The sequence below is a fragment of the Klebsiella sp. BIGb0132 genome, from assembly GCF_024810075.1.
Classification (GTDB): domain Bacteria; phylum Pseudomonadota; class Gammaproteobacteria; order Enterobacterales; family Enterobacteriaceae; genus Klebsiella; species Klebsiella terrigena.
On record NZ_JANUDW010000023.1, the window covers coordinates 1 to 2538 of the forward strand.

1 rRNA gene is annotated in these 2538 nt (G+C 53.0%); it reads left to right on the forward strand.

The features are described 5' to 3' along the window. Positions 1-2538, forward strand: a 23S ribosomal RNA gene (locus M2416_RS26885); the annotation flags it as partial.

Here is a 2538-nt window from a genome sequence, read left to right on the forward strand (position 1 = left end):
CAGCCCAGAACCTGAATCAGTTTGTGTGTTAGTGGAAGCGTCTGGAAAGTCGCAGGGTACAGGGTGATACTCCCGTACACTAAAATGCACATTCTGTGAGTTCGAAGAGTAGGGCGGGACACGTGGTATCCTGTCTGAATATGGGGGGACCATCCTCCAAGGCTAAATACTCCTGACTGACCGATAGTGAACCAGTACCGTGAGGGAAAGGCGAAAAGAACCCCGGCGAGGGGAGTGAAACAGAACCTGAAACCGTGTACGTACAAGCAGTGGGAGCCTCTTTTATGGGGTGACTGCGTACCTTTTGTATAATGGGTCAGCGACTTATATTCTGTAGCAAGGTTAACCGTATAGGGGAGCCGCAGGGAAACCGAGTCTTAACTGGGCGTTAAGTTGCAGGGTATAGACCCGAAACCCGGTGATCTAGCCATGGGCAGGTTGAAGGTTGGGTAACACTAACTGGAGGACCGAACCGACTAATGTTGAAAAATTAGCGGATGACTTGTGGCTGGGGGTGAAAGGCCAATCAAACCGGGAGATAGCTGGTTCTCCCCGAAAGCTATTTAGGTAGCGCCTCGTGAACTCATCTTCGGGGGTAGAGCACTGTTTCGGCTAGGGGGTCATCCCGACTTACCAACCCGATGCAAACTACGAATACCGAAGAATGTTATCACGGGAGACACACGGCGGGTGCTAACGTCCGTCGTGAAGAGGGAAACAACCCAGACCGCCAGCTAAGGTCCCAAAGTCATGGTTAAGTGGGAAACGATGTGGGAAGGCACAGACAGCCAGGATGTTGGCTTAGAAGCAGCCATCATTTAAAGAAAGCGTAATAGCTCACTGGTCGAGTCGGCCTGCGCGGAAGATGTAACGGGGCTAAACCATGCACCGAAGCTGCGGCAGCGACGCTTATGCGTTGTTGGGTAGGGGAGCGTTCTGTAAGCCGTTGAAGGTGGCCTGTGAGGGTTGCTGGAGGTATCAGAAGTGCGAATGCTGACATAAGTAACGATAAAGCGGGTGAAAAGCCCGCTCGCCGGAAGACCAAGGGTTCCTGTCCAACGTTAATCGGGGCAGGGTGAGTCGACCCCTAAGGCGAGGCCGAAAGGCGTAGTCGATGGGAAACAGGTTAATATTCCTGTACTCGGTGTTACTGCGAAGGGGGGACGGAGAAGGCTATGTTAGCCGGGCGACGGTTGTCCCGGTTTAAGCATGTAGGCGGAGAGTTTAGGTAAATCCGGACTCTTATTCAACGCTGAGGTGTGATGACGAGGCACTACGGTGCTGAAGTAACAAATGCCCTGCTTCCAGGAAAAGCCTCTAAGCATCAGGTAACATCAAATCGTACCCCAAACCGACACAGGTGGTCAGGTAGAGAATACCAAGGCGCTTGAGAGAACTCGGGTGAAGGAACTAGGCAAAATGGTGCCGTAACTTCGGGAGAAGGCACGCTGATGGTAGGTGAAGTGACTTGCTCACGGAGCTGAAATCAGTCGAAGATACCAGCTGGCTGCAACTGTTTATTAAAAACACAGCACTGTGCAAACACGAAAGTGGACGTATACGGTGTGACGCCTGCCCGGTGCCGGAAGGTTAATTGATGGGGTTATCCGCAAGGAGAAGCTCTTGATCGAAGCCCCGGTAAACGGCGGCCGTAACTATAACGGTCCTAAGGTAGCGAAATTCCTTGTCGGGTAAGTTCCGACCTGCACGAATGGCGTAATGATGGCCAGGCTGTCTCCACCCGAGACTCAGTGAAATTGAACTCGCTGTGAAGATGCAGTGTACCCGCGGCAAGACGGAAAGACCCCGTGAACCTTTACTATAGCTTGACACTGAACATTGAGCCTTGATGTGTAGGATAGGTGGGAGGCTTTGAAGCGTGGACGCCAGTCTGCGTGGAGCCAACCTTGAAATACCACCCTTTAATGTTTGATGTTCTAACGTAGACCCGTAATCCGGGTTGCGGACAGTGTCTGGTGGGTAGTTTGACTGGGGCGGTCTCCTCCCAAAGAGTAACGGAGGAGCACGAAGGTTAGCTAATCCTGGTCGGACATCAGGAGGTTAGTGCAATGGCATAAGCTAGCTTGACTGCGAGCGTGACGGCGCGAGCAGGTGCGAAAGCAGGTCATAGTGATCCGGTGGTTCTGAATGGAAGGGCCATCGCTCAACGGATAAAAGGTACTCCGGGGATAACAGGCTGATACCGCCCAAGAGTTCATATCGACGGCGGTGTTTGGCACCTCGATGTCGGCTCATCACATCCTGGGGCTGAAGTAGGTCCCAAGGGTACGGCTGTTCGCCGTTTAAAGTGGTACGCGAGCTGGGTTTAGAACGTCGTGAGACAGTTCGGTCCCTATCTGCCGTGGGCGCTGGAGAATTGAGGGGGGCTGCTCCTAGTACGAGAGGACCGGAGTGGACGCATCACTGGTGTTCGGGTTGTCATGCCAATGGCATTGCCCGGTAGCTAAATGCGGAAAAGATAAGTGCTGAAAGCATCTAAGCACGAAACTTGCCCCGAGATGAGTTCTCCCTGACTCC